Source organism: Mycobacterium sp. (assembly GCF_035623875.1).
GTDB lineage: Bacteria > Actinomycetota > Actinomycetes > Mycobacteriales > Mycobacteriaceae > Mycobacterium.
The window spans coordinates 1-4,122 of record NZ_DASPSP010000112.1 but is presented as its reverse complement, the minus strand read 5'-3'; the positions used below and the strand labels follow the sequence as shown (position 1 = coordinate 4,122).

At 64.1% G+C, this 4,122-nt stretch carries 6 protein-coding genes; 2 read left to right on the top strand and 4 right to left on the bottom strand.

The window, feature by feature from the left end; genetic code table 11:
• Window positions 1-296: 296 nt before the first annotated feature.
• Both VEI45_RS09220 and VEI45_RS09215 read right to left on the bottom strand, forming a co-directional pair.
• Window positions 297-491 carry a hypothetical protein gene (locus tag VEI45_RS09220; RefSeq protein WP_324852365.1) on the bottom strand — a complete coding sequence of 65 codons (195 nt, stop codon included), beginning with the start codon at window positions 489-491 and terminating at the stop codon, window positions 297-299.
• Between the two features lie 273 nt (window positions 492-764).
• Complete coding sequence (locus VEI45_RS09215; RefSeq protein WP_414687436.1) at window positions 765-1,091, bottom strand: RNA polymerase-binding protein RbpA; 327 nt, start codon at window positions 1,089-1,091, stop codon at window positions 765-767.
• Window positions 1,092-1,328: 237 nt separating this feature from the next.
• On the opposite strand from VEI45_RS09215, the gene VEI45_RS09210 reads away from it, so the two are divergent.
• Both VEI45_RS09210 and VEI45_RS09205 read left to right on the top strand, forming a co-directional pair.
• Window positions 1,329-1,532: a cold-shock protein gene (locus VEI45_RS09210; RefSeq protein ID WP_324852361.1), complete on the top strand. Its 204-nt coding sequence runs from the start codon at window positions 1,329-1,331 to the stop codon at window positions 1,530-1,532.
• A gap of 201 nt (window positions 1,533-1,733) precedes the next feature.
• The gene (locus VEI45_RS09205; RefSeq protein WP_324852359.1) at window positions 1,734-2,537 is read left to right on the top strand and encodes a transglutaminase family protein; all 804 of its coding nucleotides are present in this window, start codon (window positions 1,734-1,736) and stop codon (window positions 2,535-2,537) included.
• Between the two features lie 588 nt (window positions 2,538-3,125).
• Here the strand turns inward: VEI45_RS09205 and VEI45_RS09200 are convergent.
• Both VEI45_RS09200 and VEI45_RS09195 read right to left on the bottom strand, forming a co-directional pair.
• Window positions 3,126-3,350: a hypothetical protein gene (locus tag VEI45_RS09200; RefSeq protein ID WP_324852357.1), complete on the bottom strand. Its 225-nt coding sequence runs from the start codon at window positions 3,348-3,350 to the stop codon at window positions 3,126-3,128.
• 54 nt (window positions 3,351-3,404) lie between these two features.
• Window positions 3,405-4,122: SDR family oxidoreductase (locus VEI45_RS09195; RefSeq protein ID WP_324852355.1), on the bottom strand; the 718-nt coding region annotated here is incomplete at its 5' end.

Genomic DNA, 4,122 nt, shown 5'->3' with positions numbered 1-4,122 from the left:
ACTCGACGCCCTGCACCGCTGCCGCGTCAACTCTCGCTCGGCGCTTGAGTTACCGCACCGCGGCAGCACCGTGCAGAACCCGGCACCGCGGGCCAATCGGCGGTGCATACACCACAGCACCGCATTGCCGGCACGCCCAAGTCATATGGCCGCCGCAGCATGAGCACGGCTGGCGCCCAACCAGCGCCCGGTTTGGTCCGAGCCGGTGACCGCGTGGGCATCGCTCGGGCGGTCGAACCATCCACCGGCCATCGGTGCAGCGGACCAGATCGCCGACTGCGGGCATGACTCCGAGGTTAGGCGCGGCACATCATCGCGCACAGCAGATAGGCGACCATCGTCAAATTACGGGAAACCGGGACGGGCGGGCGCCTGGAGCCCTCGACGTCTGCCAGCAGCAGCGTCGCCGTTCCCGTCGGCAAAAGCGCGCTCACGCCAAGATCGCTCCAGTTCACCAGCGCCGTGTCCGCGCGTGGATCGATCACGCTCATGTTAGCCAGCGTCACGACCACCCACGAACCGAAAACATCAGCGGAAACGTGTAGCCCTGGGTCCGATCCGGCAGGCGCACGGCATGTCCGCATGCACGGCGGGGCTACCCGTCGGGCCGGATCGCCCTGGCGATATGACACAGCTGGTATGTCTTGGCAGAAAAAGATCAGGCCGCCGAGAGGCGAGAGGAGAGCAGGGCGGCCCGATCAACTATTCAGACGCCGGCTAGGCCGATCTGGTTCCACTCACAACTGCCGGTGGCAGTTCGCGAACTAGCCGCCGCGGCGGCGTGACTTGATGATCTTGAGGCGTTCCTTGAGCAGTTCCTCGAGTTGCTCGATCGAGCGGCGTTCCCGCAGCATGTCCCAGGGTGTGCGCGGCACCTTGACCTTCTTGGGTTCGGCCAGCTCACCACCCTCGATCAGGGTGCCCTTCATGCCGTTGCGGCACTCCCAGGTGCCGGGGATCTCAGCGTCGTCAGCGAAGGGTATGTCGAATTCCTCGCCGTTCTCGGTGCGGTACCGCGCGATTTGACGCGGCGCCAGGTCGCGGTTGCGGTCGGTCTCATAGCTCACGGCTCCGAGGCGACTGCCCCTCATGCCGTGTCGATCAGCCCTCATCAACACTCCTCATTGCACGTATCCCCGCATGTCTGTGCAGGTTACGCCCCGGCCACGCTACCCTGCCGCGCAACGTCGTGGACCCCCGGCCCTCGCCTCGCCGGCGCAGCACCACGGGAGCAGGAGACGGATATCCACGGACTAATCAGTACGCGCCGACGTGTAGGCTGCGACCGGATGTTTTCTACATCCGCTCTATGAGAAAGTTAGGAAAATATGGCACAAGGAACCGTCAAATGGTTCAACGGCGATAAGGGCTTTGGCTTTATCACTCCTGACGACGGTGGAAAAGATCTGTTCGTGCACTACTCCGAGATCCGTGGAAGCGGACATCGTTCGCTCCAAGAGAACCAGCGTGTCCAATTCGAGGTCGAACAGGGAGCCAAAGGTCCTCAGGCGGTCGGAGTCACCGCGATCTAGCGACCTCATCGTTACCGGTGGGCTGGCCACGTCCGGCCAGCGCCCACAAGCCTTCTTGGGGTCGCCTTAGCAACGGAACGAATCTGGTTGTTTTCCTAATCTTGTTGGGCTATGAGGGAATGCGTAGCGGTCGGTGACCTTTGGCGGCGGAGGTCGAAAACACCGTTTGGGCGACGACGGGCCAGGGAGGATTACACCACGATGAAACGTGATGTCGCTGTCGAACTCGACGTGGACATCACCGCGCCGACGACGCTGGAGTTCCAGATCGCCGTCGCTCCCCAACCGGGCGCGCAGGTGACGGAGTCACTGTCGTTCATGTTGAACGGCAAGCCGGTTGAGCCCTTGGAAATCATCGGCGAGCACGGCAACCGGATCAACAAGTTCGACGCGGGCGAGGGCAACCTCAAGGCGAGCTACACGGCGACGATCATCGGCCAGGCCGACCCCGCGCCGGTCAACGACATCGACCTGTCGACGTATCTGCGGCCCAGCCGCTACGCGGAGGCCGACAAGTTCTTCGGCTTCGCCGCCACCGAGTTCGGCAAGTATGCCGATTCCACGACGCTTCTGGAGAAGGTGTCGTCATGGGTGGGCACCCGACTGCGCTATGTGCCGGGCTCCAGCGACCCGATCGACGGCGCCGCCGACACGTTGCTCGCCGGCGCCGGAGTCTGCCGCGACTACGCCCATCTTGTGGTGGCGTTGCTGCGCGCGGTCAACGTGCCCGCCCGGCTGGTCGCGGTCTACGCGCCGGGCTGCAACCCTATGGACTTCCATGCCGTGGCCGAGGCCTTCGTCGAAGGGCAATGGTGGGTGGTCGATGCGACGTGCCTGGCGCCGCGGCAGACGATGGTGCGCATCTCGACCGGACGCGACGCGGCCGACACCGCCTTCCTCGACAACCACAAGGGCGCGATCACGCTGAACTCCTCGGTGGTGACCGCCGTGGTTGACGGCGACCTGCCCGAGGACCCGATCGACCACATGGTGTCCATCCGTTAGCGGGCTGAACGCGCCCGCGCGGTCGCCAGTCGTTGCACTACAAACTTGCCGCGCGCCACCGACGGGCGTGTCCCAATCCGCGTGGATTTTCGGTGACGATCCATGGTGAACTCTAGTCTAAGCGGCTCCTGGTCCTCACTCGCGCGTCAGCAGCAGCACCGACTTGATCGGAAGCAGCCCATCACCGCCGGCATCGCGTCGGCCTTATCGCGTCGGCCTTAGGTGTTTGCGATGATTGCGCCAGCGACTCCGCCGGACCGTATGGGAGATAACGGATGCCCGACCCGTATACACAGATTGCGTCGGCTGAGCCGGAAGTTCTCAACCTACTGATAGAGGTCTTGGAACTGCGCGCCGCTGACCCCCGCCAGAAAGAGATGCGGGACGCCTACCTGTCGTGGCTCAGCTTGCCCCAGGATGCCCACGTGCTCGAAATCGGTTGCGGCACTGGAGCTGTAGTGCGTGACGTGGCTCCGGCAGCGGTCGTAATCGGCTCCGTGCGCGAAGGAGAAGTTGCATGGGCACACTGTGCGGCCGCGCCTGAACAGGGGACGCGCCCTCGGCCAGCGCGACCACACCGAAGCATTACTACGATGGATATAAGACGCTCACTGTCGCCGTCGAGCTCGCCGTAATACCGTAGAGGCTCAACGGTTCTGAGCCTGTGGTCGGCACGTTCACCGACGTCGACGCCGGCAGCGGGTAACCGGTCGTCGTGGTGACCGACGACGTGCCACCCAGGTACACGGTGACCGAGCCGCCGTTGTACACCAGCAGGCCGTCGCTGTCGGGTGCGCTTCCGACCGACGCCACCGGCCCTCGGCATCCTTCTGCCTTCTCAGCGCACCGAGGGAGGGCACGCAGCGATCAGGATGTGGTGGACTCCATTTCACGGATGCGCTTGAACGCTACCTTCGCAACGCGCATCGACAACGCTGGCGAGAGCCGCTCCAGGTACCAAAATGCCTTCGACCACGCTGGCACCACGATGATCGCGTCTCCACGCAACACCGCACGAAGGGCGCGCTTGGCGAATTTTTCGGGCGCCATCGGCCGCACCCGCTCCCACAATTTGAGGATTTCTTCGTCGCTGATGCCGGTCATCTTGGTCCGTCCGTACTGGCCGCCGGTGAGGATCGGGGTCCGGATAGGGCCCGGACAAAGCACCGAGACCTGCACGCCGTGGCGCTCGGCCTCCAGCCGCAGCGCCTTCGAGATCCCGACGACGGCGTGTTTGGAGGCGGTGTAGCTCCCCAGACCCGGACTAGCGACGAGACCGGCCCCGGAGGCTGTGTTCACGATGTGTCCGGAGTGCTGGCGGATCATGATCGGATAGACCGCCTGGATGCCGTGCACCACACCGCGCAGGTTCACATCGAAGACGTCGTTCCAGTCATCGAGCGTGTAGGAGTCGATCTCACCGCCGACCACAATGCCGGCATTGTTGAACAGATAGTCGATCCGCCCGGATTGCCGCACCGCCTCGGCGACGGCGCGCTCAAACGATGGATAGTCACGCACATCCAGCTCGATCGCGTGCGCCTTTGCGCCACCACTGTTAAGGCGTTGCGCCAGCTCCTGCGCC

Bases quoted from the DNA above. Each gene is read 5' to 3' on its own strand.
- VEI45_RS09220 (WP_324852365.1), bottom strand. From the start codon at position 491: ATGAGCGTGATCGATCCACGCGCGGACACGGCGCTGGTGAACTGGAGC.
- VEI45_RS09215 (WP_414687436.1), bottom strand. From the start codon at position 1,091: ATGAGGGGCAGTCGCCTCGGAGCCGTGAGCTATGAGACCGACCGCAAC.
- VEI45_RS09210 (WP_324852361.1), top strand. From the start codon at position 1,329: ATGGCACAAGGAACCGTCAAATGGTTCAACGGCGATAAGGGCTTTGGC.
- VEI45_RS09205 (WP_324852359.1), top strand. From the start codon at position 1,734: ATGAAACGTGATGTCGCTGTCGAACTCGACGTGGACATCACCGCGCCG.